The organism is Limimaricola soesokkakensis (genome assembly GCF_900172345.1).
In the GTDB taxonomy this organism is placed as follows: domain Bacteria; phylum Pseudomonadota; class Alphaproteobacteria; order Rhodobacterales; family Rhodobacteraceae; genus Limimaricola; species Limimaricola soesokkakensis.
In genome coordinates, this window is record NZ_FWFY01000002.1 from 401,808 (window position 1) to 428,560 (window position 26,753).

28 protein-coding genes and 1 riboswitch are annotated in these 26,753 nt (G+C 68.3%); of the genes, 20 read left to right on the forward strand and 8 right to left on the reverse strand.

Features of this window, described 5'->3' with window-relative positions; translation table 11 throughout:
• The first annotated feature begins 29 nt into the window (after positions 1-29).
• From mtgA to LOS8367_RS04705, 7 genes are all read left to right on the forward strand, one after another.
• Positions 30-773, forward strand: a complete 744-nt coding sequence (gene mtgA / locus LOS8367_RS04675) for a monofunctional biosynthetic peptidoglycan transglycosylase (protein ID WP_085895311.1) — start codon at positions 30-32, stop codon at positions 771-773.
• Between the two features lie 45 nt (positions 774-818).
• On the forward strand, positions 819-1,505 hold the full coding sequence (gene fzlA / locus LOS8367_RS04680; protein WP_085895312.1) for an FtsZ-binding protein FzlA: 687 nt from the start codon (positions 819-821) through the stop codon (positions 1,503-1,505).
• Between the two features lie 46 nt (positions 1,506-1,551).
• Positions 1,552-2,616 (forward strand): tRNA epoxyqueuosine(34) reductase QueG, encoded by a 1,065-nt coding sequence (gene queG, locus LOS8367_RS04685; protein ID WP_085895313.1) that lies wholly within the window; start codon positions 1,552-1,554, stop codon positions 2,614-2,616.
• 21 nt (positions 2,617-2,637) lie between these two features.
• A complete protein-coding gene (locus LOS8367_RS04690) occupies positions 2,638-3,840 on the forward strand; it encodes a PQQ-dependent sugar dehydrogenase (RefSeq protein ID WP_085895314.1) in 1,203 nt (400 codons plus the stop codon).
• Between the two features lie 128 nt (positions 3,841-3,968).
• Positions 3,969-4,154: a hypothetical protein gene (locus LOS8367_RS04695; RefSeq protein WP_085895315.1), complete on the forward strand. Its 186-nt coding sequence runs from the start codon at positions 3,969-3,971 to the stop codon at positions 4,152-4,154.
• A gap of 196 nt (positions 4,155-4,350) precedes the next feature.
• Entirely contained in the window at positions 4,351-5,262 is a 912-nt protein-coding gene (locus LOS8367_RS04700) for a DMT family transporter (RefSeq protein WP_242665508.1), read from the forward strand.
• Positions 5,263-5,271: 9 nt separating this feature from the next.
• Entirely contained in the window at positions 5,272-5,730 is a 459-nt protein-coding gene (locus tag LOS8367_RS04705; protein WP_085895317.1) for a DUF1294 domain-containing protein, read from the forward strand.
• Between the two features lie 62 nt (positions 5,731-5,792).
• Here LOS8367_RS04705 and LOS8367_RS04710 read toward each other — a convergent pair whose 3' ends face one another.
• On the reverse strand, positions 5,793-6,662 hold the full coding sequence (locus tag LOS8367_RS04710; RefSeq protein WP_085895318.1) for a branched-chain amino acid aminotransferase: 870 nt from the start codon (positions 6,660-6,662) through the stop codon (positions 5,793-5,795).
• 156 nt (positions 6,663-6,818) lie between these two features.
• Between LOS8367_RS04710 and LOS8367_RS04715 the strand changes: the two genes are divergently transcribed.
• From LOS8367_RS04715 to dxs, 6 genes are all read left to right on the forward strand, one after another.
• The gene (locus tag LOS8367_RS04715) at positions 6,819-7,328 is read left to right on the forward strand and encodes a MarR family winged helix-turn-helix transcriptional regulator (protein WP_085895319.1); all 510 of its coding nucleotides are present in this window, start codon (positions 6,819-6,821) and stop codon (positions 7,326-7,328) included.
• Complete coding sequence (locus LOS8367_RS04720; protein ID WP_085895320.1) at positions 7,325-8,026, forward strand: response regulator; 702 nt, start codon at positions 7,325-7,327, stop codon at positions 8,024-8,026. Before LOS8367_RS04715 ends, LOS8367_RS04720 begins: the two co-directional genes overlap by 4 nt.
• 145 nt (positions 8,027-8,171) lie before the next feature.
• Positions 8,172-9,098, forward strand: a complete 927-nt coding sequence (locus LOS8367_RS04725) for a histone deacetylase family protein (protein ID WP_085895321.1) — start codon at positions 8,172-8,174, stop codon at positions 9,096-9,098.
• On the forward strand, positions 9,095-9,337 hold the full coding sequence (locus tag LOS8367_RS04730; protein ID WP_085895322.1) for an exodeoxyribonuclease VII small subunit: 243 nt from the start codon (positions 9,095-9,097) through the stop codon (positions 9,335-9,337). Before LOS8367_RS04725 ends, LOS8367_RS04730 begins: the two co-directional genes overlap by 4 nt.
• Positions 9,330-10,196 (forward strand): polyprenyl synthetase family protein, encoded by an 867-nt coding sequence (locus tag LOS8367_RS04735; RefSeq protein WP_085895323.1) that lies wholly within the window; start codon positions 9,330-9,332, stop codon positions 10,194-10,196. The genes LOS8367_RS04730 and LOS8367_RS04735 overlap by 8 nt, the downstream gene beginning before the upstream one ends.
• Before the next feature lie 16 nt (positions 10,197-10,212).
• Positions 10,213-12,153 carry a 1-deoxy-D-xylulose-5-phosphate synthase gene (dxs, locus tag LOS8367_RS04740; RefSeq protein ID WP_085895324.1) on the forward strand — a complete coding sequence of 647 codons (1,941 nt, stop codon included), beginning with the start codon at positions 10,213-10,215 and terminating at the stop codon, positions 12,151-12,153.
• Between the two features lie 52 nt (positions 12,154-12,205).
• Here the strand turns inward: dxs and LOS8367_RS04745 are convergent, their stop codons facing one another.
• From LOS8367_RS04745 to LOS8367_RS04755, 3 genes are read right to left on the reverse strand one after another with little or no spacing between them, the layout of a single operon-like run.
• Complete coding sequence (locus tag LOS8367_RS04745) at positions 12,206-13,063, reverse strand: SDR family oxidoreductase (RefSeq protein ID WP_085895325.1); 858 nt, start codon at positions 13,061-13,063, stop codon at positions 12,206-12,208.
• 24 nt (positions 13,064-13,087) lie between these two features.
• Positions 13,088-13,498, reverse strand: a complete 411-nt coding sequence (locus LOS8367_RS04750) for a DUF1810 domain-containing protein (protein WP_085895326.1) — start codon at positions 13,496-13,498, stop codon at positions 13,088-13,090.
• Positions 13,495-14,475, reverse strand: coding sequence for a DNA topoisomerase IB (locus LOS8367_RS04755; protein WP_085895327.1), 981 nt, complete (start codon positions 14,473-14,475; stop codon positions 13,495-13,497). The genes LOS8367_RS04750 and LOS8367_RS04755 overlap by 4 nt, the downstream gene beginning before the upstream one ends.
• A gap of 197 nt (positions 14,476-14,672) precedes the next feature.
• Between LOS8367_RS04755 and LOS8367_RS04760 the strand changes: the two genes are divergently transcribed.
• The 4 genes from LOS8367_RS04760 (at position 14,673) to LOS8367_RS04775 (ending at position 18,940) form a co-directional block, all read left to right on the forward strand.
• A complete protein-coding gene (locus LOS8367_RS04760; RefSeq protein WP_085895328.1) occupies positions 14,673-16,472 on the forward strand; it encodes an adenine deaminase in 1,800 nt (599 codons plus the stop codon).
• Between the two features lie 5 nt (positions 16,473-16,477).
• The gene (locus LOS8367_RS04765; protein ID WP_085895329.1) at positions 16,478-17,953 is read left to right on the forward strand and encodes an AMP nucleosidase; all 1,476 of its coding nucleotides are present in this window, start codon (positions 16,478-16,480) and stop codon (positions 17,951-17,953) included.
• 132 nt (positions 17,954-18,085) lie between these two features.
• The gene (locus tag LOS8367_RS04770; protein WP_017927686.1) at positions 18,086-18,376 is read left to right on the forward strand and encodes an HU family DNA-binding protein; all 291 of its coding nucleotides are present in this window, start codon (positions 18,086-18,088) and stop codon (positions 18,374-18,376) included.
• 207 nt (positions 18,377-18,583) lie between these two features.
• A complete protein-coding gene (locus tag LOS8367_RS04775) occupies positions 18,584-18,940 on the forward strand; it encodes a PRC-barrel domain-containing protein (RefSeq protein WP_085895330.1) in 357 nt (118 codons plus the stop codon).
• A 103-nt stretch (positions 18,941-19,043) separates the two neighbouring features.
• Here the strand turns inward: LOS8367_RS04775 and aroC are convergent, their stop codons facing one another.
• Entirely contained in the window at positions 19,044-20,144 is a 1,101-nt protein-coding gene (gene aroC / locus LOS8367_RS04780; protein WP_085895331.1) for a chorismate synthase, read from the reverse strand.
• A 93-nt stretch (positions 20,145-20,237) separates the two neighbouring features.
• Positions 20,238-20,336, forward strand: a riboswitch (TPP riboswitch).
• 34 nt (positions 20,337-20,370) lie between these two features.
• Here aroC and LOS8367_RS04785 point away from each other — a divergent pair.
• The 3 genes from LOS8367_RS04785 (at position 20,371) to LOS8367_RS04795 (ending at position 23,592) form a co-directional block, all read left to right on the forward strand.
• On the forward strand, positions 20,371-21,357 hold the full coding sequence (locus LOS8367_RS04785) for a thiamine ABC transporter substrate-binding protein (RefSeq protein WP_085895332.1): 987 nt from the start codon (positions 20,371-20,373) through the stop codon (positions 21,355-21,357).
• An 83-nt stretch (positions 21,358-21,440) separates the two neighbouring features.
• The gene (locus tag LOS8367_RS04790) at positions 21,441-22,910 is read left to right on the forward strand and encodes an ABC transporter permease family protein (protein ID WP_242665499.1); all 1,470 of its coding nucleotides are present in this window, start codon (positions 21,441-21,443) and stop codon (positions 22,908-22,910) included.
• Complete coding sequence (locus LOS8367_RS04795; RefSeq protein WP_085895334.1) at positions 22,897-23,592, forward strand: thiamine ABC transporter ATP-binding protein; 696 nt, start codon at positions 22,897-22,899, stop codon at positions 23,590-23,592. The genes LOS8367_RS04790 and LOS8367_RS04795 overlap by 14 nt, the downstream gene beginning before the upstream one ends.
• Positions 23,593-23,765: 173 nt before the next feature.
• On the opposite strand, the gene LOS8367_RS04800 is transcribed toward LOS8367_RS04795, so the two are convergent.
• The 3 genes from LOS8367_RS04800 to petA are packed head-to-tail and all read right to left on the reverse strand — an operon-like array spanning position 23,766 to position 26,541.
• Entirely contained in the window at positions 23,766-24,611 is an 846-nt protein-coding gene (locus LOS8367_RS04800) for a cytochrome c1 (protein WP_085895335.1), read from the reverse strand.
• Between the two features lie 14 nt (positions 24,612-24,625).
• Positions 24,626-25,969, reverse strand: coding sequence for a cytochrome b (locus LOS8367_RS04805; protein ID WP_085895336.1), 1,344 nt, complete (start codon positions 25,967-25,969; stop codon positions 24,626-24,628).
• 11 nt (positions 25,970-25,980) lie between these two features.
• On the reverse strand, positions 25,981-26,541 hold the full coding sequence (petA, locus tag LOS8367_RS04810; protein WP_085895337.1) for a ubiquinol-cytochrome c reductase iron-sulfur subunit: 561 nt from the start codon (positions 26,539-26,541) through the stop codon (positions 25,981-25,983).
• Positions 26,542-26,753 lie beyond the last annotated feature (212 nt).

Sequence of the window (26,753 nt, forward strand, 5' to 3'; positions counted from 1 at the left end):
CGACCCCGACGCGCAGGGTCTATGGCGGCATGTCCAAGCCCGTGAACACATCGAAAACAGGGTCGGCACGCCGCCGCCGGCGCAAGGCCTCAGACACGCCGTCGAAGCCGGGCCGCAGGATCGCCCGGCTGCTGCTCTGGGCCGGAGCGGCGCTGATCGGTGTCGCCGGGGTACTGGTCCTGCTATTCTCGACCCTCAACCCGCCGACCACTCCCTACATGATGTCGGAACGCGCCCGGCTGGGGGAGATCGCCCATGACTGGGTGCCGATGGAGGAGATCGCCCCGGTGATGGCCCGCGCCGCTGTCGCGGCCGAGGACGCGAATTTCTGCCTGCATTGGGGTCTCGATCTCAAGGCGATCCGCACCGCGATGGCCTCTGGCGGCAATCGCGGCGCCTCGACGATCAGCCAGCAGGTCGTGAAGAACGTCTATCTCTGGCAGGGGCGCAGTTGGTTCCGCAAGGCGCTCGAGGCGGGAATGACGCCCGCGGTCGAAGCGGTCTGGACCAAGCGGCGGATCCTCGAGGTCTATCTCAACGTCGCCGAGTTCGACGAGGGCGTGTTCGGCATCGGCCGCGCCGCGCCGCATTATTTCGGCGTCGCGGCGGCCGATCTGACGGATGTGCAGGCCGCGCGCCTCGCCGCGATCCTGCCCAACCCCAAGGGGCGCTCGGCCGCGAACCCTTCCGATTTCGTGCGCCGCCGCGCCGCCGCGATCCTCGACGGCGCCGCCACGATCCGCCGCGACGGGCGAGACGACTGCTTCGAGTGACGCGCGGGATTGAAGCGGCGCCACGCTTGCGGCAGATAGGGGGGCATGCAGAACAGCCGTCCCGCCACACACCGCCTCTATCATTTCCCGCTCTCGCCTTTCTCGCGGAAGGTGAGGCTCTCGCTCGCCGAGAAACGCATCGAGGTGGAGCTGGTCGAAGAGCGCTATTGGGAGCAGGATCCCGAATTCATGCGCCGGAACCCGGCCGGCAAGGTGCCCGTGCTCAAGCTCGGCAACCGCATGATGTCGGAAAGCACCGCGATCTGCGAGTATCTCGAAGAGGTGCAGCCCGATCCACCGCTGTTGCCGCAATCGGTGGATGCCCGCTACGAGGTGCGCCGGCTCGTTGGCTGGTTCGACGACAAGTTCAACCGCGAGGTGACCTCGAAGCTGCTCGGAGAGCGGGTTTTCAAGAAAGTTATGGGCGGTGGCTATCCCGACAGCACCAACGTCAAGGCCGGGGCTCGGGCGATCAAGTATCACCTCGATTACATGGCCTGGCTTCTGGACCAGCGCCGCTGGCTCGCGGGCAACGAGCTGTCGCTCGCCGACTTCGCCGCCGCTGCGCACCTGTCCTGCCTCGACTACATCTCGGACGTGGACTGGAACCGCTCCGAGACGGTCAAGGACTGGTACGCCAAGATCAAGTCGCGCCCCGCCTTCCGCTCGCTTCTGGCCGATCAGCTGCCGGGCTTTCCGCAGCCCGCGCATTACGCCGATCTCGATTTCTGAGACCGCGCGCTTGGGGCCGGCGGCCCGAATGCGTATTTGGTGAAAGATGAACCAGGGGGCCGCCCTCAAGACCCGGCTGCGCGAGGCCGCGCTCGGCGAGGGATTCGCCGAGATGGGAATCTGTCGTCCCGACGCCATCCCCGAGGCCGCAGGACGGCTCGCCACCTATGTCGAAGAGGGACGTCACGGCCAGATGGGCTGGATGGAGGAGCGCATGGGCTGGCGCGGCAATCCTGCCGCGCTCTGGCCCGAGGCGCGGTCCGTCATCATGCTGGCCGAGGCCTATACGCCGCGACACGACCCGCTCGAGGTGCTGGGGCAGCGCGACCGCGCCGCGATCAGCGTCTATGCCCATGGCCGCGACTACCACGACCTCGTCAAGAAACGGCTGAAAAGGGTCGGGCGTTGGCTTTTGGAGCAATGTCCCGACGAACAGATCAAAGTCTTCGTCGACACCGCGCCGGTGATGGAAAAGCCGCTGGCTCAGGCGGCGGGGCTGGGCTGGCAGGGCAAGCACACCAACCTTCTGGGCCGGACGGTCGGCAACTGGGTCTTCCTCGGGGCGATCTTCACCACCGTGGAGTTGCCCGTCGACGCGCCCGCGGCCGAGAAATGCGGATCCTGCACGCGCTGCCTCGACATCTGCCCGACCAACGCCTTCCCGGCGCCGTTCCAGCTCGATGCGCGGCGCTGCATCTCCTACCTCACCATCGAGCACAAGGGACCGGTGCCGGAGGAATTCCGCGAGGCGCTGGGCAACCGGATCTATGGCTGCGACGACTGCCTCGCGGTCTGCCCGTGGAACAAGTTTGCGCAAGAAGCTACCGAAATGCGCTATTTCGGCAAGGTCGACGCGCCGCCGCTGGCCGATCTGGCGCGGCTCGACGACGCGGCCTTTCGTGAGATGTTCTCCGGCAGCCCGATCAAGCGGATCGGCCGCGACCGTTTCCTGCGCAACGTGGCCTATGCCATCGGCAATTCCGGCGATCCGAGCCTGCTGCCCGTGGCCCGCGATCTTGCGGCCGAGCCGGATCCGGTGCTGGCCGAGGCGGGTCAATGGGCCGTGAGGCGTCTGGATGGTAAGGGAGGCGGGGCTAGCTCTCTCTCCTGACAATCAGGAGAGGAGATCGAGATGAGAACGCTATCCCCGATCGTGCTTGCGGCGCTGCTGCCCGGCGCGGCCTTCGCCGAACAGCATACCGAGGCCAAGCCGGTCGATCGTGGCCCGCCCAACGCCGAATACGAGCCCGCCTTTCCCGAGCAGGAGATGGCGCCGCAGCTGGAGGCGACAGAGGTCGCCATCGAGACTTTCGCCGAGAACCTCGAACGCCCCTGGGGCATCGCGCCGCTGCCCGATGGCAGCTATCTCGTCACCGAGCGGCCGGGCCGGCTGCGCCACGTTTCCGCCCGAGGCGAGGTGCACGAGCCGATCTCCGGCCTGCCCGAGATCGACGCGCGCGAGCAGGGCGGCCTGTTGGACGTGACGCTCTCTCCCGATTTCGGCTCCGACCGCATGGTCTATTTCACCTATGCCAAGCCCGTCGATGGCGGCGTCGCCACGGCAGCCGCGCGTGGCATGCTGACCGAGGACATGACCGCGCTGGAGAATGTCGAGGACATCTTCGTGCAGGGCCCACCTTCGGACGCACCGATGCATTACGGCTCGCGCATCACCTTCGACGGCGAAGGCCGTGTCTTCATCACCACCGGCGAGCATTTCACCGACGAGTACCGCAAGATGGCGCAGGAACTCGACAACACCTATGGCAAGGTGGTGCGGCTCAATCCCGACGGCTCGGTGCCCGAGGACAACCCCTTCGTGGGGCAGGACGGCGAGGACGCGATCTGGTCCTATGGCCACCGCAACATCCAAGGCGCGGCGATCCAGCCCGCGACCGGCGACTACTGGACCATCGAGCATGGTCCGGCGGGTGGCGACGAGTTGAACCGCCCCGAGGCCGGCAAAAACTACGGCTGGCCCGAGGTGAGCTACGGCATCCGCTATGACGGTGCCCCGATCGGCACAGGTGAGCCACGCGCCGAGGGTATGGAGGAGCCAGTCTATTTCTGGGATCCGGTGATCGCGCCGGGGGGCATGGCCTTCTACGAGGGCGACGCCTTCGAGGGCTGGGAGGGCGACCTGATCATCGCTTCGCTCTCACCCGGCGAAGTCGTGCGGCTCGACTTCGACGAGGAGGGGCTCGTGGTCGGCGAGGAGGCGCTGGCTGGCGGCAATGGCCGGGTGCGCGATGTCGAAATCGCCGAGGACGGCACGGTGCTGTTCCTGATCGACAGCGAGGCGGGCGCGATCCTGCGCATGTCGCCGAAATCCTGACGCGCGGCCCGATCCCCGATCTGCGGCGGCAAATGGCCCTTGCCGGGGGCCCGATCGAAAGATGCAGACCGAATCGCGCCGATCGGTTAGGTTGCAGACCCGCGATATCCCCAAGGGAGGACATATCGATGACCAAGCACGTGATCGACAAGCCCAAGGACCGCTCCGATATCAAAGCCCGCGAATACATGCGGCTCGAGCGCGAGGAGGGCCCGCACCGCGCGGTACGACGGCTCCATGCCCGCAGCCTCGGCGCCCGTGGTGCCACCCGGCTGCGTCAGTTCCTGCGCATCGAGCGCGGTCACGAAGCCTGATGACGACCGGCCGGGGGAGTAGACCCCCTCGGTGTCATGAGAAATCCGGCCGGTAGCGCCAAGCCGCTGCCGGCCGCTTGCTCTTGTCGCGCGCGGGGCTAGGGTCGGGGCGAAAGGATCCCTCATGCCACGCCCCGAAACGCCCGCCATCTCCACGGCGCCCGCCGCGCCGCGACCGGCCCCGGTCCAGCAGCCGATGCGCGGCATCCTGTTCAAGACCGCCTCGGTCTGCGTCTTCGTCGCCATGGCCGCGATCATCAAGGCGACCTCGAACGACGTGCCGCCGGGCGAGGCGGTGTTCTTCCGCTCCTTCTTCGCGCTTCCCGTGATCATCGTCTGGCTGTTGTGGCGCGGCGAGTTGCGCCATGGGCTCGAGACCCCCAACCCGATGGGCCATCTGTGGCGCGGCGTCGTCGGCACCGCCGCGATGGGGCTGGGCTTCACCGCGCTGGGGCTGCTGCCCTTTCCCGAGGTTACGGCGATCGGCTACGCGGCGCCGCTGATGGTGGTGATCCTCGCCGCGATGTTTCTGGGCGAGGAAGTGCGGCTGTTCCGTCTCTCGGCGGTGGGGGCGGGACTCGCTGGGGTGCTGATCGTGATGTCGCCCCGGCTCTCGGTCACCTCGGACCCGCTCAGCATGGCCGAGACGCTGGGCGCGGTGGTGGCGCTGGGCGGCGCGCTCTGCGCGGCGCTGGCGCAGGTCTTCGTGCGCAAGCTCACCCGGACCGAGGGCACGGCGGCGATCGTGTTCTGGTTCTCGACCACGGCGAGCCTTCTGGCGCTTCTGACCCTTCCCTTCGGCTGGGTACTGCCCGGGGCGGGCACCTTCGGGCTGCTGATCCTGGCCGGACTGCTGGGCGGGGTGGGGCAGATCCTGCTCACCTCCAGCTACCGCTACGCCGACGCCTCGCTCATCGCGCCGTTCGAATACGCCTCGATGCTGCTGGCGCTGGGCGTGGGCTATTTCCTGTTCGACGAGGTGCCGACCTGGACGATGATGCTGGGCGCGGCGATCATCGTCGCGGCGGGCATCGCCATCATCTGGCGCGAGCGCAAGCTGGGGCTGGAGCGTGGTCGCGGTCGCCGCGCGATGAGCCCGAACGGCTAGGGTGGGATCATGGCGCCACATGAAACAGTGGGCACGGAGTGGATCGCGGGTGCGCTCGGATTGGCCGCCCTGCTGGCGCTGATGAACCTTGCAGGCTTCGCCGCCATGGCACAGGACAAGCGGCGCGCCGAACGCGGGCTGTGGCGCTGGCCCGAACGGCGGCTGCTGCGGATCGCCTTCTGGGGAGGCGGTCTGGGCACCGTGCTGGCGCAGCGCCACCTGCGCCACAAGACGCGCAAGCAGCCCTTCGCGCGGCATTTGAAGATGATCGTTTGGACGCAGGCGGTGCTGGTACTGGCGCTTACCCTCGCACTGGCAAGTCAGGCGCATCTGCGCCTGCAGGCCAAGCAGGCGCTGGGTGCCGTCGCCATGGCGGTGGCGGGCGTCGCCGAAGCCTGGCCCGTGGCGGAGCCGGCCGTGCCCGAACCCGCGCCGGGCAATGCGGTGAAGATCAACCGCGGCCTGTGAGGGCAACGCAAAGGGGCGGCACCTTGCGGCACCGCCCCTCTATGTCACGGCATGCAGCCGGTTCAGGCGCGGACGAGCTTCTCGTAGCTCTCGGCGACGTCGCGGGTCAGCGCGCCGACCTCGAAATTGTAGTCGCCGATCTGCCCCACCGGGGTGACCTCGGCCGCGGTTCCGGTGAGCCAGCACTGCTCGAAGCCCTCGAGCTCCTCGGGCATGATGTGCCGCTCATGCACGGTGATGCCCTTCTCCTTCAGCATCGCGATCACGGTCTGACGGGTGATGCCGTTCAGGAAGCAGTCGGCCAGCGGCGTGTGGACCTCGCCATCCTTCACGAAGAACATGTTGGCGCCCGTGGCCTCGGCTACGTAGCCGCGATAGTCGAACATCAGCGCGTCCGAGCAGCCCTTGGCCTCGGCCGCATGCTTGGACATGGTGCAAATCATGTAGAGACCGGCTGCCTTGGCCTGGCTCGGCGCGGTTTCGGGGCTCGGGCGCTTCCACTTGGCGATGTCGAGCTTAGCGCCCTTCATCTTGGCGTCGCCGTAATAGCTGCCCCATTCCCAAGCCGCGATCGCCATGCGGACCGGGTTGCGCAAGCTCGCCACGCCCATGTCGGGACCGGCGCCGCGCCAGGCCAGCGCCCGCACATAGGCGTTGGACCAGCCATTGGCCTCGAGCACCGCATATTTCGCCGCTTCGATTTCCTCGACCGAATAGGGGATCTCGAAATCCAGAAGCTCGGCCGATTTGCGCAGCCGCTGCGAATGCTCGACCCCCTTGAAGATCTTGCCGTCATAGCAGCGCTCGCCCTCGAACACCGAAGAGGCGTAGTGCAGCGCGTGGGTCAGGATGTGCACATTCGCGTCGCGCCATTCCACAAGCTGGCCGTCGAGCCAGATCTTCCCGTCGCGATCGTCGTAGCCGCCCGCCATGGCGTGCCTCCCTGTCAAGATGTCGCGCGCGGATTCGGTCACCCGGGACCGAAAATTGCGCCCTATGGGGCAGATCGCTACCGCTTCGCCCTTGGAATGTCAACAAGGCTGACGTATTGTGACCCGAAGCCGAACGACCGAAGGGGACGAGACCGCATGGCCGAGGCACCGGCGCCGCAGGGGGGATCGAGCCTTCTCTTCCTGACCGACGAACAGCTCAGGAAGGGCATCGAGGCGATGTTCTTCGCCTATCGCGGCTTCACCGCCGATCCCGACCGCATCCTCGAGGGGCGGGAGATGGGCCGCGCCCACCACCGGGCGATCCATTTCATCCATCGCTCTCCCGGCACCACCGTGTCGAACCTGATGGCGCTTCTGGGCGTCACCAAGCAGTCGCTGAACCGGGTGCTGCGGGCGCTGATCGCGGCGGGTCTGGTCGAGGCGCGAGTCGGGCGGCGCGACCGGCGCGAAAGGCATCTCTACCTGACGCGCGAAGGCGCGGCACTGGAGCGCGAGCTTTCGGATGCCCAGCGCGAGCGGATGCGCGCCGCCTATCGCACCGCCGGCCCCGTGGCGGTGGCGGGCTTCCGGCAGGTGCTCGAGGCGATGATGGACGAGGAAAGCCGGCGCCAATACGAGGCGCTGGCGGGAAGGGGTGGCCAATGAGCACCGAACTCGCGCATCTCCTGGTGGTCGATGACGACGCGCGGCTGCGCGCGTTGTTGCAGAAGTTCCTTGCCCGGCATGGCTACCTCGTCACCGGCGCCCGCGATGCGGGCCATGCCCGTCGCCTGCTCACCGGGCTCGATTTCGACCTGATCGTGCTCGACGTGATGATGCCCGGCGAGGACGGGATCTCGCTCTGCCGGGCGCTGCGCGAGGAGTTGCCGGTGCCGATCCTGCTGCTGACCGCGCGTGGCGATACCGAGGACCGTATCATCGGGCTCGAGGCCGGGGCGGACGACTATCTCGCCAAGCCATTCGATCCCAAGGAGCTGCTCTTGCGGATCAACGCCGTGCTGCGCCGCCAGCCCGCGCCCGACCCGGTGCCGGAGCGGCCCGCGACGCTGGAGCTGGGCCCGGTGCGCTACGACGTGGCGCGCGGCGAAATGTGGGAGGGCGAAAGCCGGATCCGGCTCACCGCCACCGAGTCGCAACTCATGCGGATCTTCGCCGCGCGCCCGGGCGAAGCGGTGAGCCGGGCGCGGCTGGTCGAGGAGCTGGGCCGTGGCGGCGGCCAGAGCCAGGAGCGCGCGGTCGACGTGCAGATCACCCGGCTGCGGCGCAAGTTCGAGGCCGATCCGCGCCAGCCGCGCTACCTGCAGACGGTGCGCGGCGAGGGATACATGCTGGCGCCCGACTGAAGCGGCAGGATTTGCGTATTTTGGGAAAGATGAACCAAGGGGCGTGCGGCTCCTTTGATCTCGTCCCTGAGCCACACTCTGCCGCACGCGCGACGGTGATCGCGATGCGCTTGCGCCCGTCCGTGATCTGCGCTTGCTTGCGGGGATGACCACCGCGCTGATCACCCATCCCGATGGATTCAACCATTCCACGCCGCCCGGCCACCCCGAGCAGGTGGCGCGGCTCGACGCGGTGCTGGGCGCCTTGGAGGGCGTGAATCTGCTGCGGCTCAAGGCGCCGATGGCGGCCGAGGCCGATCTTCTGAGGGTGCATCCGAAAGCTTATCTCGACGGGCTGCATGAGGACGTGCCCGAGCATGGCCGCCGTCAGCTCGACGCCGATACCTGGCTGTCGCCCGGCAGCCTCGGCGCGGCGTGGCGCGCCGCCGGTGCGGCGATCCGCGCCGTGGATGCGGTGCTGGGGGGCGAGGCGGCCAATGCCTTTTGCGCGATGCGCCCGCCCGGCCATCACGCCGAAACCGAGACCGCGATGGGGTTCTGCCTGTTGGGCAACGTCGCGGCGGCGGCGAAACACGCACTCGACCATCACGGGCTGAGCCGCGTGGCGATCATCGATTTCGACGTGCATCACGGCAATGGCACACAAGACCTCGTGGAGGACGACCCGCGCATCCTGTTCTGCTCGACCCACGAGATGCCGCTCTACCCGGGTACCGGCGATCCATCGGACACCGGGCCGCATGACACGGTGGTCAACGTGGCGCTGCGCGCGGGCTGCGACGGGACGGGGATGCTGGCGGCGCTGGAGGAGAAGGTGTTCCCGCGCGTCGTGGCGCACCGGCCCGGGCTGATCCTCGTCTCGGCCGGGTTCGACGCGCATCGCGACGATCCGCTGGCCGGGCTGATGCTCGAGGCCGAGGATTTCGCGAAGGTCACGGCGCGGATCTGCGATCTGGCGGCGGATCTGTGCTCGGGGCGCGTGGTCTCCGCGCTCGAAGGCGGTTATGACCTCGAGGCGCTGGGCGCCTGTGCGGCCGCCCATGTCAGGATATTGGAGGAACGTGGGCGATGACCGACGCGACACCCGTGAACGAAATGAGCTTCGAGGCAGCGATCCGCGAGCTGGAGCAGGTGGTGGGCAAGCTGGAGCGCGGCGATGTCGCGCTCGACGAATCCATCGCGCTCTACCAGCGCGGCGCGGAGCTGAAGGCCCGCTGCGAGAAGCAGCTCGCCGAGGCCGAGGAGAAGGTCGCGAAGATTACCCAAGGTCCCGACGGCCAGGCGCAGGGCACCGCGCCGCTCGATGGCTGAGGGCTTTGCCGCCGCGCTGGCGCAGGCCGGGCGCGAGACGCAAGGACTGCTCCGCGAAAGGCTTGCAGGGCACGACCTGCCCGTGGCCCGCGCGATGGAGCACGCGGTCGCGGGCGGCAAGGGGCTGCGCGGGTTTCTCGTGCTCGAAGGCGCGCGGCTGCACGGGGTGGCGCGCGAGGCGGCGTTGCTGCCTGCCGCCGGGATCGAGGCGCTGCACGCCTACAGCCTCGTGCATGACGATCTGCCCGCGATGGATGACGACGATCTGCGCCGGGGACGGCCCACCGTGCATGTCGCTTGGGACGAGGCGACCGCGATCCTCGCGGGCGACGCGCTGCAGACGCTGGCCTTCGAGCTTTGCGCCGACCCGGATGTCGGGCCGCATCGCGCCGATCTGTGCCTGTCGCTGGCGCGGGCTGCCGGCATCGCCGGCATGGTCGGCGGTCAGGCCCGCGACATCATGGCGGAGACCGCGGCCATGCCGCTCGACATCGACCAGATCACCGTGCTGCAGCAGGGCAAGACCGGGGCGCTGATCCGCTGGTCGGCCGAGGCCGGCGCGGTGATGGCCGGCGCCGACCCGCGCCCGCTGGGGCGCTACGCGGCGGCGCTGGGCCTTGCCTTCCAGATCGCCGACGACATTCTCGACGTGGAGGGGGATGCCGCGAAGCTGGGCAAGGCCGTGCGCAAGGATGCCGGCGCCGGCAAGGCGACCTTCGTCTCGCTGCTCGGGCTCGACGCGGCGAAGACCCGCGCCGCCGAGCTCGTTGAGGGGGCCTGCGATGCCCTGTCGCCCTATGGCGCCGAGGCGGCAACCTTGCGCGACGCCGCCCGCTTCGTTATCGCGCGCGACAACTGATCAGAGGGGGCCCGCCATGACCCAGACGCCGAACCGCCCCGTCACGCCGATCCTCGACCGGGTGCAGATCCCCGCCGACATGAAGCGGCTGAGCGACGCCGAACTGCGGCGGCTCGCCGACGAGCTGCGCGCCGAGACGATCTCGGCGGTGAGCGAGACCGGCGGCCATCTCGGCGCGGGCCTCGGCGTGGTCGAAATGACCGTGGCGCTGCACGCGGTGTTCGACACGCCGCGTGATCGGCTGATCTGGGACGTCAGCCACCAGTCCTACCCGCATAAGATCCTCACCGGCCGGCGCGACCGAATCCGCACCCTGCGCCAGAAGGACGGGCTGTCGGGTTTCACCAAGCGCTCCGAGAGCCCCTATGACCCGTTCGGCGCGGCGCATAGCTCGACCTCGATCTCGGCGGCGCTCGGGCTGGCGGCGGCGCGCGACCTGGGCGGGCGCGGGCTCGAAGGGGAGAGCCTTGGCGACTGCATCGCGGTGATCGGCGACGGCGCGATGAGCGCGGGCATGGCCTATGAGGCGATGAACAACGCGGGCCATCTGGGCAAGCGGCTGATCGTCATCCTCAACGACAACGAGATGTCGATCGCGCCCCCGGTCGGCGCGATGTCCTCCTACCTGTCGCGGCTCTATGCCGGCGCGCCGTTTCAGGAGTTCAAGGCGCTTGCCAAGGGCGCGGTGAGCTTCCTGCCGCCGCCGTTCCAGGAGGGGGCGCGGCGCGCCAAGGACGTGTTCAAGCACATGACCGTCGGCGGCACGCTGTTCGAGGAGCTGGGCTTTTCCTATATCGGCCCGGTCGACGGGCACGACATGGAGCAGCTCCTGTCGGTGCTGCGCACGGTCAAGGCGCGCGCCGACGGACCGGTGCTGATCCACGCGATCACCAAGAAGGGCAAGGGCTATGCCCCGGCCGAAGCGGCCTCGGACAGGGGCCACGCGACCGCGAAGTTCGACGTGGTGTCGGGCGCGCAGGCCAAGGCCAAAAGCAACGCGCCATCCTATACCTCGGTGTTCTCGGACACGCTCGTCAAGCTGGCGGAGAACGACCAGAAGATCGTCGCGGTCACCGCGGCGATGCCTGACGGCACCGGGCTGGCGCGGTTCATGGACCGTTATGCCAGCCGCTGCTTCGACGTCGGCATCGCCGAGCAGCACGCGGTGACCTTTGCGGCAGGCCTCGCGGCGGGCGGGATGAAACCGTTCTGCGCGATCTACTCAACCTTCCTGCAGCGTGGCTACGACCAGGTGGTGCATGACGTCGCTATCCAGCGCCTGCCGGTGCGCTTCGCGATCGACCGCGCCGGGCTCGTCGGCGCCGATGGCGCCACCCATGCCGGCAGCTTCGACGTGGGCTTCATGGCCAATCTGCCGGGCATGGTGGTGATGGCCGCCGCCGATGAGGCCGAGCTGGTACGCATGGTGGTGACGGCGGCGGCGCATGACGACGGGCCGATCGCCTTCCGATTTCCGCGCGGCGAGGGGGTCGGCGTCGAGATCCCGGCCGAGGCGGAGCCATTGGAGATCGGCCGGGGCCGGATCGTGCAGGAGGGCAGTCGCGTCGCGCTCCTATCCTTCGGTACGCGGTTGTCGGAGACGGTGAAGGCCGCCGAGGCGCTGTCGGCACGCGGCATCACGCCCACCATCGCCGATGCGCGCTTTGCCAAGCCGCTGGACCGGGAGATGATCCTGACGCTGGCGCGAGAGCACGAGGCGCTGATCACCATCGAGGAAGGGGCCGTCGGCGGTTTCGGCAGTCACGTGGCGCAGCTTCTTTCCGAGGAGGGCGTGTTCGATGCCGGGCTGAAGTTCCGCTCAATGGTTCTGCCCGACATCTTCATTGACCAAGCCAGCCCCTCGGACATGTACGAGACCGCCGGTCTTTCGGCCAAGCATATCGAGGAAAAGGTGCTGTCGGTGCTGGGCGTCGAGGTGATCGGCAAGAGGGCCTGAGGGGCGCCGCCGCGCGGGGGCATCGAGCCCCCTTGCGGCGGGCTGCTGCGGATCAGCTGCCGGTTTCGGTGCGCAGCAGCGCGGCCAGCCCCGAGCGGTAATCGGGGTGGATCAGTTCCACCCCCAGCTCGTTCTTGATCCGATCGTTCCGGACCTTCTTCGATTCGGCGTAGAAGCTGCGCGCCATCGGCGTCATCTCGGCCCGTTCGAACGGTGCCTCGGGCGGCACTGGCAGGCCGAGCAGTTCGGCGGCATGGGCGATGACGTCCTGCGGCGGCGCCGGATCGTCGTCGCACAGGTTGTAGATCGCGCCGGGGTTCGGGCGATCGATGCTGGCCTTCAGCACCTGCGCGATGTCGTCGACATGGATGCGGCTGAACACCTGCCCCTGCTTGACGATGCGCCGGGCCGTGCCCTGCCGCACCTTTTCGAACGGGCCGCGACCGGGCCCGTAGATGCCGGCGAGACGGAAGATGTGCAGCGGCAGGCCGGGAACGGCGCGCCAGGCCGCCTCGGCCCCGACCCTTGCCCGGCCGCGCGCCGTCGCGGGGCGCAGATCGCTGTCCTCATCGACCCAATCGCCGTCGCGGTCGCCATAGACGCCGGTGGTCGAAAGATAGCCCACCCATGCGAAGCGGCTCGCGCGCGCGGCGATGGCGTCGCGCCATTCGCGCAGCACCGGGTCGCCATCGGCGTCGGGGGCCGCGGAGACGAGAAGATGCGTGGCCGCGTCGAGCGCCTCAGTGAGGTCGGCGCCGGGCCAGATCGCGGGCTCGACGCCCTCGGCGCGCAAGTCTTCGGCCTTCTCGGCCGAGCGGGTGGTACCGATGATCTGCCATGCGTCGCGCGGCAACAGGCGGGCGAGGGCGCGGGCCGAATAGCCGTGGCCGAAGGAAAGGAGCGTCTTCATGGGCAATATGTGCCCGATGCGGCACTAGCGGTCCAGCAGCGCGAGGGTCCGGTCGTCGGGCCCGTCATAGAAGGCCTCCAGAATCTCTCCGAAGACCGGGTCGGCGCCGGGCTGCGCCGCGAAGAGCGTGGCCGAACTCCTGAGCTTCAACGCGTCGATGCCGCCGAGGATGTCCTCGGGCGCGCGGCCGCGATGCGCCAGCATGGCGCGGGAGATCTCGACCAACCGGGGGCCGAGAGTCGGGTGGGCGAGATAGGCGCGCGCTTCTGCCGCATCCGCGATCCCGTAATGCTGCGCCATCTGCGAATGGCCGAGACCGCGTAGCTGCGGCCAGATGTACCACATCCAGTGGCTGCGCTTCTGCCCAGCCTCGATCTCGGACAGGGCGGTGGCGAAGCTGTCCCGCTGCGCCTCGACAAAGCGATCGAGGCTCATGACAGCAGCCTCAGTAGGGCCCGTTCGGCCTGTCGCAGCCCGTCGGTCTCGGGGAGGCCCTGGAGCAGCGCGGCGCGGTCCTCGGGCGTGGCCTCGTGCAGCGCGATGACCTTTGGGTGGATATAGCTGTTGCGCGCGATGGTCGGGGTGTTGTGCAGCCGCTCGGCGGCGGCCTCGCTCATGCTCTTGATGGAGAGCGTCTCGTCCGAGAGCGCGCAGGCCAGAGCCGCCTCCGAGCCTGCCCATGTGCGGAAGGTCTTGGCGGTGACATGATCGGAGCCGGTGATCTCGGCCAGCCGGTCGTTCACCTGCCCCGAGGAGACGCCATGCGGCGCGCCGTCCTCGTCGATCCAGCCGATGAGCTGTTTCCCCGGCAGGTCGTGCAGCTGGCCCAGCACCTTCATAAGCGACTTGTCCTTGAGCTTGCGGTCGACTTTCTTGTTGCCCTTGGCCATGTAGCGCAGCCGCATCTGGCCGCCATCGAGCCGGATGTGCCGGCCCGTCAGGGTGGTGGCGCCATAGGTGCGGTTCTCGGCCGCGTAGGCCGGGTTGCCCACGCGGATCGAGACCCGGTCGATCAGTGCCAAGACCGCGGCGATGGCGAAATCGAGCTCGCCCGCCTCGCCGGAGAGGTCGCGGCGGATGCGGCGCCGGATCGCGGGCAGGGCCGCCCCGAACTCGTACAGGTGGTCGAACTTGTGCGACTCGCGCCAGGCACGCCATTCGGGGTGGTAGCGGTATTGCTTGCGGGTGCGGGCATCGAGGCCGGTGGCCTGAAGGTGGCCATGCGGCTTGGGACAGATCCAGACCTTCTCGTAGGCGGGCGGTACCGCCAGCGCCTCGATCCGCCGGCGCTCGGCTCCGCGCTCGATGGTGGTGCCGTCGGGCGCGGTATAGGAGAAACCGCGCCCGCAGCGGCGGCGCGCGATTCCGGGCTCTGAATCGGGATAGTAGACGAGCTTGGCGGGGGGCGGCATCGGCGGATCTCCTCGGCCGTGCAACGCCGGGCGCGCGGCGCCCGTTCCCGGCGCGACAATCACGCTCGCGCGCGTCCCCCGTTCATCTTTCCTCAAATACGCATGCGCGGCGGTGCCGCAGGGCGCTTGCCCGGGGCCTCTCGCGCCCAGCATCCGGCGGGGTTGCGGCGGCTCGCCGGTTGGTATGAAATCCGAAGATGGAACATGCCATCAGCTCCTGGGCCGAAGTTGCCCCCCGTCTCGTCGCCGTGGCCGCAGGCCGCGAGGCCGCCGATCTCGTGATCCGCGGCGGTCGTCTCGTCAACGTGCAGAGCCGCGAGATCCTCGATGGCTGGGAGGTGGCGGTGGCCGCGGGCCGCTTCGCCTATGTCGGCCCCGATGCGAGCCATTGCATCGGCGAGGGCACCGAGGTGGTGGATGCCGCCGACCGTTACCTGATCCCCGGGCTGATCGACGCGCATATGCATGTCGAGAGCGGCATGCTGACCCCGGCGGAATTCGCCGCCGCGGTGATCCCGCACGGCACCACGACGATGTTCACCGATCCGCATGAGATCGCCAATGTGCTGGGGCTTGAGGGCGTCAGGATGATGCATGACGAGGCGTTGATGCAGCCCGTCAACATGTTCACCCAGATGCCCAGCTGCGCGCCCTCGGCGCCGGGGCTCGAGACCACCGGCCACGAGATATCCCCCGAGGACGTGGCCGAGGCGATGTCATGGCCCGGCATCGTGGGCCTGGGCGAGATGATGAACTACCCGGGCGTGGTCGCGGGCGATCCGAAGATGCTGGCCGAGATCGCGGCCACCATGCGCGCGGGCAAGACCGTGGGCGGGCATTACGCGAGCCCCGACCGGGGCGTGCCGTTCCACGCCTATGTCGCGGGCGGCCCCGCCGACGATCACGAAGGCACGCGCGAGCAGGACGCGATCGACCGGGTCCGGCAGGGCATGCGCTCGATGCTGCGGCTGGGGAGCGCGTGGTACGACGTAGAGAGCCAGATCACCGCCGTCACCGAGCGCGGCCTCGATCCGCGCAATTTCGTGCTGTGCACCGATGACTGCCATTCCGGCACGCTGGTGAATGACGGCCACATGGACCGTGTGGTGCGCCACGCCATCGAATGCGGCTGCGACCCGGTGGTGGCGCTGCAGATGGCGACGATCAACTCGGCTACGCATTTCGGCATGGAGCGCGAGCTGGGCAGCATCGCGCCGGGGCGGCGCGCCGACGTGATCCTGACCTCGGATCTCGCCACGCTGCCGATCGAGACCGTCTTCGCACGGGGCCAGCTGGTTGCCGAAAGCGGTGACTTGCGTGCCACATGCCCGCATTACGATTGGCCCGAAAGCGCACGGAACACCGTGCATCTGGGCCGGGAGCTGGTGGCGGATGATTTCAAGGTCGCGGCGCCCGAAGGGGCGGAGACGGTCCGTGCCAAGGTGATCGGCGTGGTCGAGAACCAAGCGCCGACCAAGGCGCTGGTGCGCGAGCTTCCCGTCGAGGGGGGCTGCGTGATGCCCGAGGGTCCGGTGGCGCGGATCGCGCTGGTGGAGCGGCACCGTGGCACGGGGGGCGTGGTGAACGGCTTCGTCGAGGGCTTCGGCTACGAGGGTCGCATGGCGATCGCCTCAACCGTCGCGCATGACAGCCATCACATGATCGTCGTCGGCACCGATGCCGAGATGATGGCGGCCGCCGCGAACCGGCTCGGAGAGGTCGGCGGCGGCGTCACGGTCTGGCGCGACGGCGCCGAGCGGGCGCTGGTGCGGCTGCCGATCGCCGGGTTGATGTCGGATGCACCGGCACGTGACGTGGCAGCGGCCGCCGATGGCATGGTCGCGGCGATGCACGACGCTGGCTGCACGCTCAACAACGCCTACATGCAGCATTCGCTGCTCGCGCTCGTGGTGATCCCCGAGCTGCGCATATCGGATCTCGGGCTGGTGGACGTCACCCGGTTCGAGATCACGACACCATTCGAGGGACAGGACTGACCAATATGGAGAGAACGCTGAAGATCCAGACGCCCCCCAGCCCCGCCGCCGAGGCCTTTACCGATCCCGAGGCGGCGCTGGCGCGTCTCAAGGAGATCTACGAGACGGCCTCGCGCTTCCTGTGCGAGAGATTCACCGAGACGTTGCGGGGCGGCGTGCCCGAAACCCGGTTCCGCGCCTTCTATCCGGAAATCCGCTTCTCGACCGCGACCTTCGCGCAGGCCGACAGCCGCTTGAGCTTCGGCCACGTGGCCGAGCCCGGCACCTATGCCACGACCGTCACCCGACCGGAGCTGTTCGGAAACTACTTGATGCAGCAGATGCGGCTCCTGATCGAGAACCACGGCGTGCCGGTGGTGATCGGCGCCTCCGAGACGCCGATGCCGGTGCATTTCGCGGTGGCCAATGACGCGAGCGTGACGGTGCCGCAGGACGGGGCGATGGATTTCCACCTACGAGACGTGTTCGACGTGCCGGATCTCTCGACCACCCATGACGACATCGTCAACGGCAACGGCTTCACCTATCCCGACGGGGCGCGGCCGCTGTCGCCCTTCACGGCGCAGCGGATCGACTATTCGCTGGCCCGTCTGGCGCATTACACGGCGACCGATCCGACGCATTTCCAGAACCACGTGCTGTTCACGAACTACCAGTTCTACGTCGAGGAATTCGAGGCTTATGCCCGCCACGTGCTGGCCGATCCCGAGAGCGGCTACACCAGCTTCGTCGGTCCGAACAATCAGGTGATCCGCGACCCCGAGGGGGCGATGCACATCCCGGCCAAGATGCCGCAGATGCCGACCTATCACCTCAAGCGCGCCAATGGGCAGGGGATCACGCTGGTCAATATCGGCGTCGGCCCCTCGAACGCCAAGACCGCGACCGACCACATCGCGGTGCTGCGGCCGCATGCCTGGCTGATGGTCGGGCATTGCGCCGGGCTCAGGAACAGCCAGAGGTTGGGCGATTTCGTTCTGGCGCATGGATATCTGCGCGAGGATCACGTGCTCGACGACGACCTGCCGGTCTGGGTGCCGATCCCGGCGCTGGCCGAGATCCAGATCGCGCTCGAGGACGCGGTGGCCCAGGTCACCGCCCTAGAGGGCTATGAACTCAAGCGGATCATGCGTACCGGCACCGTCGCCACCATCGATAACCGCAACTGGGAACTGCGCGACCAGTCCGGTCCGGTGCAGCGTCTGAGCCAGTCGCGTGCCGTGGCGCTCGACATGGAAAGCGCGACCATCGCGGCCAATGGCTTCCGCTTCCGGGTGCCCTACGGCACGCTGCTCTGCGTTTCGGACAAGCCGCTGCATGGCGAATTGAAGCTGCCGGGCATGGCTTCGGATTTCTATAAGACACAGGTGGCGCGCCACCTGATGATCGGGATCCGGGCGATGGAACGGCTGCGCGAGATGCCGCTGGAACGCATCCATAGTCGCAAGCTGCGTAGCTTCGAAGAGACGGCTTTCCTCTGAAACCCGCCGATACCGCAAGGAAACAGCGGTTTTTGCTTGCAATGACGCTTGTTTCATTGTGGGTCTAGGCAACACGCCGCGCCAAGCGGTGCAAGGACAAGCCCCGAGCGGGCTGTGGCAAGGAGACCTCGAATGGCCAAACCGATGACCAAGGCGCAGCTCGTCAGCGCCATCGCCGACGAGACCGGCGGCGACAAGAAGACCGCCGGCGCCCATCTGGACGCGCTGGTCGCCATCATCACCCGTGAAGTGTCGCAGGGCGGCGCCGTGACCCTGCCGAACGTCGGCAAGATCTACTGCCGCGAGCGCCCCGAGCGCATGGTCCGCAACCCGGCCACGGGCGAGCAGATCAAGAAGGACGCCGACAAGGTGGTCAAGATGACCATCGCCAAGGCGCTCAAGGACAGCGTCAACGAGGAGTGATCGCTTCTCGCGCCCTCGCGGCGCGCTGCGGATCAGGAAAGGGTCGCCCTCGTGGCGGCCCTTTACCTTTGCGTGCCAATCGTGCCGATAAGTGTAGGGCCGGTCGGGTGCGGCCGCATCTTACAAGCGAAAACCGGCGCATCGATGCAGCCTGTGGAACAGCCGAGCGGCGCTGTCGGTTTTACCGGCACAGCACAGGAGGACATCATGTTCGACTACAGCGACAGACATTCCACGATCTCGTCCGACCGGGTCAACGGTACCGAGGTCTACGGCGCCGGCGGCGAGAAGATCGGCCATATCGACCATCTCGTGATCGACAAGAAGTCCGGCAAGATCACTTACGCCGTGATGGGTTTCGGCGGCTTTCTCGGCATGGGCGAGGAGCATCACCCGATCCCCTGGGCCAAGCTCGAATACGACACCAGGCTGAACGGCTACCGTACGGACATCACCGAAAGCCAGCTCAAGGGGGCGCCGGAACGGCCCGAACGCTGGTATGAGGACCGCCGCTGGGAAGAGGCGACCTATGCCCATTACGGCGCGCCATATTACTGGATCTGAGCCCTTCGCGACCGCGACGCGGTGAGGCCGCTGGGCACAGCCTCGGCGGCCTGTTTCCGATCTCTTCCAAGAGATCGGTCCGGACCCTTGCAAGGGTCCGGCTCTAGCCGATCCGGCCGCGCGCGCTGCCGGTCTGGCCGCGATCGAGCAGGTAGTGATCGAGCAGCACGCAGGCCATCATCGCCTCCGCCACGGGCACCGCGCGGATGCCGACGCAGGGATCGTGTCGTCCCTTGGTGACCACCTCGGTGGGGCTGCCATCGATGCGGATCGAGCGGCGCGGGCTCAGGATCGACGAGGTCGGCTTTACCGCGAAGCGTACCACCACATCCTGTCCGGAGCTGATCCCGCCCAGCACGCCGCCCGCATGGTTCGAGCCATATTCCGGCCCGTTCGCGCCCATGAAGATCTCATCCGCATTGTCGCGCCCGGTCAGGGCGGCGGCGGCCATGCCTTCGCCGATCTCCACCCCCTTCACGGCGTTGATCGACATCATCGCGGCCGCAAGATCGGTGTCGAGCTTGCCATAGACCGGCGCGCCGAGGCCGGCGGGCACGCCCGAGGCCGTCACCTCGATCATCGCGCCGACCGAGTTGTGGTCCTTGCGCAGCGCATCGAGATAGTCGGCCCATTCGGCCGCCGCGGCCGCATCGGGGCACCAGAAGTCGTTGCGCGCGATCTCTTCCATGTCGATCTTCGAGCGGTCGATCACCTTCTCGCCCATCTGCACCATGTAGCCGGTGATCTTCAGCTCGGGTAGCAGCGCCGCCAGCGCTGCACGCGCGACGCCGCCTGCCGCGACCCGTGCCGCCGTTTCCCGGGCGCTCGAACGTCCGCCGCCGCGATAGTCGCGCAGCCCGTATTTCTGGTGATAGGCGATGTCGGCATGGCCGGGCCGGAAGGTTTCGGCGATGTCGCCGTAATCCTTGGACCGCTGGTCGGTGTTGCGGATCATCAGCTGGATCGGCGTGCCGGTGGATTTGCCCTCGAACACGCCCGACAGGATCTCGACCGCATCCGGCTCACGGCGCTGGGTGGTGTGCTTGTTCTGTCCCGGGCGCCGCTTGTCGAGCCAGACCTGCAACTCCTCTTCCCGGATCTCGACCCCCGGCGGGCAGCCATCGACCGTGGCGCCGAGCGCGGGGCCGTGGCTTTCGCCCCATGTGGTGACGCGGAACAGGTGGCCGAAGCTGTTGAGGGACATGGGCGCTCTCCTTGTGGCGGGGCCGGTGTAGCGCGGCGCGGACCCGGGGGAAAGGCCGGGGGGCTTGCGCGTGGCCCCCGATGCCCTAGTGTCCGGCGCACCTCGGGGAGCCAATGGCTGAGATGCGCATCGCGCGGACCCGTTGAACCTGAACCGGATCACACCGGCGGAGGGAAGGTAGCGGACCGATGTCCTCCTTGCTCTTCGCCCGCATCGGAGGATGACCATGCACCATCGCCTGATCGCGGGTCTCGCCCTGTCGCTCGCCGCCCTGCCGGCGATCGCCCAGGACAAGACCCTCACCGTCTACGCGCCTGACTACTTCGCCTCCGAATGGGGGCCCGGCCCGGCGATCAAGCAGGCCTTTGAGGCGCGTTGCGGCTGCACGCTCGATTACCAGACCGGTGACCTGCTGCCGCGCCTGCTGCTCGAGGGCGAACGCACCGAGGCCGACGTGGCCATCGGTTTCGATTCCACCGAGATGAAGAAGGCGCGCGAGACCGGGCTCTTCGCGCCGCATGGGGTCGACACCGCCGCCCTGACGCTGCCGATCGACTGGGACGACGCGGTGTTCCTGCCCTTCGACTGGTCCTATCTTGCCTTCGTCTACGACAACGAGGCGCTGAAGGATGTGCCGGGCAGCTTCGCCGAGCTGGTCGCGGCGCCCGACGACCTGCGCATCGCGATCCAAGATCCGCGCAGCTCGGTCTCGGGCCTGTCGCTGGTGCTGTGGGCCGAGGAGGTGTTCGGCGACGAGGCGGAGGCCAAGTGGGCCGAACTCGCGCCCAAGATCACCACGGTGACGCCCGGCTGGTCCGAAGCCTATGGCCTGTTCACCGAGGGCGAGGTCGACATGGTGCTGAGCTACACCACATCGCCCGCCTATCACGCGATCGCCGAGGCCGATGACACCGTTTCGGCCGCGATCTTCGACGAGGGGCATTACATGACCATCGAGCTGGCGGCCCAGCTCAAGGGCACCGATGACGCCGAATTGGCGCAGCAATTCATGGATTTCGTGGTCAGCGCCGATTTCCAGTCCTTGATCCCGACCTCTAACTGGTCCTACCCGGCGGCATTGCCCGAGGCCGAATGGCCTGAAGGCTTCCGCGAACTCGACATGCCCGAAAAGGCGATCTGGCTGCCCGAGGACGAGGCCGACGCGCTGCGCGCACCGGCCATCGAGGCCTGGCGGCAGGGGATGTCGCGATAACGCCGGGCCTGGGCGCAGCGCCCTCCGCGCAGTGGCGGGGGGGCAACCCGACGCGCTGGGCGGGCGGCGTCGCCGCCGGGCTGGTGTTGGGACTGACGCTGGGCACGCTCGCCGCGGTCGCCTGGCGGGCCGGTTTCGCGCTGAGCCTCGGCCCCGCCGATCTTTCGGCGATCTGGTTCACCACTTGGCAGGCCGCGCTTTCGGCGGCGCTGTCGGTAGCGCTCGCCGTGCCGGTGGCCCGGGCATTGGCGCGGCGGCGCTTCCCCGGGCGGGGGGCGCTGGTGACGCTGCTGGGTGCCCCCTTCATCCTGCCGGTGATCGTCGCGGTGATCGGGCTGATCGGCGTGTTCGGGCGCGGCGGCATCCTCAACGACGCGCTGGCGCTCGTGGGACTGGGCCCGGTTTCGGTCTATGGTTGGCACGGTGTGGTGCTGGCGCATGTCTTCTTCAACCTGCCGCTGGCAGTGCGGCTGATCCTGCAGGGCTGGCTCTCGATCCCGGCCGAGCGGTTTCGCCTTGCCGCCTCGCTCGGCGCGCCGGTGGGCCGGCTGCTCGAATGGCCGATGCTGCGCGCCGTGGCGCCGGGGGCCTTCGCGGTCATCTTCCTGATCTGCCTGACCAGCTTTGCCGTGGCACTGACCCTGGGCGGTGGGCCGCGCGCCACCACCGTGGAACTGGCGATCTACCAGGCGGTGCGATTCGAGTTCGACCTGGGGCGTGCGGCGGTGCTGGCGATGGTGCAGTTCGGCCTCTGCTTGGCAGCGGCGCTGATGGTGCGCGCGGCAGGCGCGCCCGACGCCTTGGGTGCCGGGCTCGACCGGGTGGTCGAGCGGTTCGAGCCAGGCGGGCGGATGCGCGATGCAGTGGCCGTCGCGCTGGCGGCGCTGTTCCTCATGGCGCCGCTGGCGATGATCGTGGCGCGCGGCGCGCCGGGCCTGCTCGACTTGCCGGAGGGGCTTTGGGGCGCGGCGCTGCGATCGATCGCGGTGGCGCTGGGTGCGACGGCGCTGACATTGGCCATGGCGCTGGCCCTCGCGCTGCGCGGCGGCGCGCTGGCGCGACTGGCGATGCTGCTGCCGCTGGCGGCCTCCAGCCTCGTGATGGGCACCGGTCTCTTCGTGCTGCTCTACCCGGTGGTCGCGCCGCGTGACGCGGCGCTGGTGGTTACCGGGCTGGTCAACGCGACGATGGCGCTGCCCTTCGCGGCGCGGGTGCTGGTTCCTGCGCTGGCGCAGGCCGAAACCGCGCATGGGCGGCTCGCGACCTCGCTGGGGCTTGTCGGCTGGGCCCGGCTGCGCTGGCTGATCCTGCCGCGCCTGCGCCGGCCACTGGGCTTTGCCGCCGGTCTCACGGGGGCGCTGTCGATGGGGGATCTGGGCGTGATCGCGCTGTTCGCGGGCGACGGCGAGGCGACGCTGCCACTCCTGATGGTGCGGCTGATGGCGGCCTACCGGATGGAGCAGGCGGCGGGTGTGGCGCTGGTGCTTCTGGCGCTCAGCCTCGCGCTGTTCTGGATTTTCGACAGGGGAGGGCGCGTCGATGCTGCGTCTTGAGGGGCTGGAGATCCGGCAGGGAGATTTCGAGCTGCGGGCGGACTGGGCGCTGCCCGACGGCGCGGTCTGCGCGGTCATGGGTCCCTCGGGCGGCGGCAAGTCGACGCTTCTGGCGGTGATCGCGGGGTTTCTCGCGCCCACATCCGGTCGGGTCTCCTGGAACGGGCACGAGCTGACCGCGCTGCCCCCGGCGCGGCGGCCGATCTCGATCCTGTTTCAGGACAACAACCTGTTCCCGCATCTGACGGTGGAGCGCAATCTCGCGCTCGGGCTCGACCCCCGCGGGCGGCTCGACGCCGGCTCGCGCCAGCGGATCGCCGAGGTGCTGGACCGGGTGGGGCTTGCCGGCATGGGGGCGCGGAAACCCGCGGCGCTGTCGGGCGGCCAGCAGAGCCGGGCGGCGCTGGCGCGGGCGCTTTTGATGGACCGCGCGCTGGTGCTGCTCGACGAGCCGTTCGCGGCGTTGGGGCCGGGGCTCAGGATGGAGATGCTCGACCTGGCGCGCGAGGTGCTGTCGGGGGAGGGGCGGACGCTGCTGATGGTGAGCCACGCGCCCGAGGACGCCGCGCGCATCGCCAGCCATATCGTCCTCGTCCACGATGGCGTCGCCGCCACGCCCGAGGCGGCAGGGCCGCTGCTGGCCGACCCGCCGCGGGCGCTCAGGAGCTATCTGGGACGCTGAGACCTCTGCCGCCATCGCGCCAGTGCCGATGCTGCATCATGCGTTTGTGTTGAAACGCGTGAACGCGACAGGGCGCGCTCTTGTCCGTCTTCCGAGGCCGAGAAACTCACGGACCCGCGCATAAAAAAGGGCGCCCCCGAAGGGACGCCCCGTTTGCCGTCATGGCCCTGCGATCACTCGTCGCGCGGGCCGTACTTGGCGCGGTACCAGATCCGCTTGTTGGTGAAGTAGAGCAGCACGGCGAGAAGGCCGAGGAATAGCACGCCGGTGAAGCCGGCCTGCTTGCGGGCCATCATCTTCGGCTCGGCCGCCCACATCAGGAAGGCGGTCACGTCCTTCGACTCCTCGACCACCGAGGCCTCGTGCCCGTCCTCGTAGACGACGTCGTCGCCCAGGAGCGGCGGCGGCATGGCGATCCACGAGCCGGGCGCCACGTGGTGACCCTCCTCGTCGATGCATTCCTCGGGGTAGCCGCCGGCCGCGAAGGCGACGTTGTAGTAGCCCGGGAAGTCCTCGGGGGCACAGGCCGGCGCTTCCTCGTAGCCGGTCAGCAGCGAGGCGATGTATTCCGGTCCGCCCATGCCCTTGAACAGCTGGTTGAGGCCCGAGCCGTAGGGGCCGGAGAAGCCTGCGCGCGACTTGGCCATCAGCGACAGGTCGGGCGCCTCGGGCATGGCGCTCTTGCCGAAGTGGTCAGCCGGGGTCGCCGGCCGGAAATCGTCGAGCTCCTCGTCGAAGGTCTCAAACTGCGCGGCATAGGCCCGCACCTGGTCCTCGGGCAGGCCGGGGCCGCCCTCGTCATGCAGGGTGCGGTAGGAGACGTACTGCAACCCGTGACAGGCGGCACAGACCTCGGTGTAGACCTGCAGGCCGCGCTGCAGCTGCATCTGGTCGAAGGCCCCGAAGGGACCCTCATAGGGGAAGTCGTAATCCGTGATGTGGGTTTCGGTCTCGGCGGCCATGGCGGTGCCGGCAAGGCCCATCGCCGCGATCGCGGCCAGCGTGACGGTTCTCAGCATCTGTCTTGCCTCTCTCACTCGGCCGGCTTGACGGCGGTGTGGGTGCCGCCGGTCTTGGGGTCGTAATGCGCGTTGAAGTCGTCTTCGATCGTCGCCGGGATCGGCAGCGGCTTCTCGATCACGCCCAGCAGCGGCAGGACCACGAGGAAGTAGCCGAACCAGTAGGCGGCGCCGATCAGCGAGATGTAGGGATAGATCCCCTCGGCCGGCATCGCACCGACCCACATCAGCACGAAGAAGTCGACGACGAGCAGCGCGAACCACCACTTGAACATCGGCCGGTAGCGGCCCGAGCGGACGCTCGAGGTGTCGAGCCACGGCGCGAGGGCGATCACCGCGATGGCGCCGAACATCGCCAGCACGCCGAAGAACTTGGCGTCGACGATGCCGAAGGTCACCCAGTTGGCGAACATCACGACCCAGACGTCGGCGGTGAAGGCGCGCAGGATCGCGTAGAAGGGCAGGAAGTACCATTCCGGGACGATGTGCGCGGGCGTCGCCAGCGGGTTCGCCTCGATGTAGTTGTCGGGGTGGCCCAGATAGTTCGGCATGAAGCCGACGATGGCGAAGAAGATCATCAGCACGATCGCCAGAGCGAACAGGTCCTTCATGACGAAGTAGGGCCAGAAGGGCAGGGTGTCGCGCTTGGCCTCTTCCTTCGACGTGCGGCGCACCTCGACCCCGGTGGGGTTGTTGTTGCCGGTCGAGTGGAAGGCCCAGATGTGCACGATGGTCAGGCCCGCCAGGATGAAGGGCATCAGGTAGTGCAGCGAGAAGAAGCGGTTCAGCGCCGGCTGGCCGACGGCCGAGGCGCCCAGCAGCCAGGTCTGGATCGATTCACCGACGAAGGGGATCGCGCCGAACAGGCCGGTGATCACCGCGGTGCCGTGGAACGACATCTGGCCCCAGGGCAGCACGTAGCCCATGAAGGCGGTGCCCATCATCAGCAGGTACATCAGGATGCCGATGATCCATGTCACCTCGCGCGGCGACTTGTAGTTGCCGTAGTAGAGGCTGCGGAAGATGTGCGCGTAGACCGCCACGAAGAACAGCGATGCGCCGTTGGCGTGGATGTAGCGCAGCATGAAGCCGCCATTCACGTCGCGCATGATGTGCTCGACGCTGGCGAAGGCCATGTCGACATGCGGCGTGTAGTGCATCACCAGCACGATGCCGGTGACGATCTGCAGCGCCAGGGTGAAGGTGAGGACGATCCCCCAGATCCACATCCAGTTCAGGTTCTTCGGCGTGGGGATCATCAGCGTGTCGTAGAGCAGGCCGAGGACCGGCAGGCGGTTGTTGAGCCAGCGCTCGCCGCCTGTCTTGGGTTCGTAGTGATCGTGCGGAATACCGGACATCAGAGGTCTCCTCAGCCGAGCTTGATGGTCGTCTCGTCGACGAATTCGGCGACGGGAATGGGCAGGTTCTTCGGCGCGGGCCCTTTGCGGATGCGCCCGGCGGTGTCGTAATGCGAGCCGTGGCACGGGCAGAACCAGCCGCCGAAATCGCCCTGCTCGCCCAGCGGCACGCAGCCCAGATGGGTGCAGACACCCATCTGCACGAGCCAGGTGCCGGTCTCGTCGAGGGCGCGGTTCTCATCGGTCGCGGGCGCGGCACCGGCGAGGTTCTCGTTGCCGGCAACGGGGTCGGGCAGCGAGTCGACATCGACCTCGCGCGCGGCGGCGATCTCCGCCTCGGTGCGGGCACGGATGAACACCGGCTTGCCCTGCCACAGCACGGTCAGCTGGGTGCCCGGCTGGACGCCCGAGACGTCGACCCGGATCGAAGCCAGGGCCAGGACATCGGCCGAGGGGTTCATCTGGTTGACCAGCGGCCAGACCGCGGCACCGGCGACGACGGCGCCCGCCCCGGCGGTGGCATAGTAGAGAAAATCGCGGCGGGTGCCCTGATGATCGTCTGCGTGTGACACGGGGGTGGATCTCCGGTATGGCTGGGGCGGCGTCGCCCGGACGGCAAAAGACCGCGGGCCGTGACCCGCTTGGCGTTTTCGCGCTGTTTAGCCATCAATCCCGCGCCCGTCCAGCGGACAATACCGCGCAGCCGGAGGCAGCTATGCCGTGTGATCCGGCCCGACAAGGGGCGGGAAGACACGCGTCGCGTTGCGCGAAAGCGACAACGCCG